Origin of the sequence: Streptomyces sp. NPDC059696 (assembly GCF_042733745.1) — a bacterium.
Lineage (GTDB): Bacteria > Actinomycetota > Actinomycetes > Streptomycetales > Streptomycetaceae > Streptomyces.
This window is the reverse complement of record NZ_JBHWFG010000160.1, coordinates 1-253: the sequence shown is the minus strand read 5'-3', so window position 1 is coordinate 253 and position 253 is coordinate 1. Positions and strand designations below refer to the sequence as shown.

Genomic DNA, 253 nt, shown 5'->3' with positions numbered 1-253 from the left:
GCTTGCGGCGCTGCCGGGTGAGGAGCAGTCCATCGAGGAGGACAGCAATCACGAGGGTCATGGCTACGCCGCCTGCGCCGGCCACGAGGACGAGCTGCGTGCGGGCTTTGACTTCCGGTACCGCCTGGCGGTCCACCAGCAGGTTCATGGTGGTGATCCGTGCCGGGACGGCCACGTTCAGGGCTTCCTGCATTTCGTTGAGGGACCGTGGGGTCTCTTCCATGACGGCCTTGAGCAGGGACATGGTCTGTTC

The 253-nt window shown here is 65.2% G+C and carries 1 protein-coding gene; it reads right to left on the bottom strand.

From position 1 onward, the window contains the following. On the bottom strand, positions 1-244 hold a 244-nt coding region (locus tag ACFV20_RS37345), incomplete at its 3' end, for a hypothetical protein (protein WP_385665684.1). Between the last annotated feature and the right edge of the window lie 9 nt (positions 245-253).